At 51.4% G+C, this 278-nt stretch carries 1 rRNA gene; it reads right to left on the bottom strand.

Annotated elements, in window-relative coordinates:
• A 23S ribosomal RNA gene (locus EN852_RS40655) occupies positions 1-278 on the bottom strand; the annotation flags it as partial.

The raw sequence follows: 278 nt of genomic DNA, 5'->3' as shown, positions 1-278 counted from the left end.
TTCGCACTTCCGATACCTCCAGCAGACTTCTCAATCCACCTTCAACGGCTTACGGAACGCTCCTCTACCGCGCATAACAAAGTTATGCACCCCAAGCTTCGGTTCTGTGCTTAGCCCCGTTAAATCTTCCCCGCAGACCGACTCGACCAGTGAGCTATTACGCTTTCTTTAAAGGGTGGCTGCTTCTAAGCCAACCTCCTGGCTGTCTGTGCCTTTCCACATGGTTTTCCACTTAGCACAAAATTTGGGACCTTAGCTGTGGGTCTGGGTTGTTTCCC

Origin of the sequence: Mesorhizobium sp. M2E.F.Ca.ET.209.01.1.1, from assembly GCF_004010375.2 — a bacterium.
Taxonomy (GTDB): domain Bacteria; phylum Pseudomonadota; class Alphaproteobacteria; order Rhizobiales; family Rhizobiaceae; genus Mesorhizobium.
Note: the sequence above shows the minus strand (reverse complement) of the source record. Positions and strands in the feature narration are given on the sequence as shown.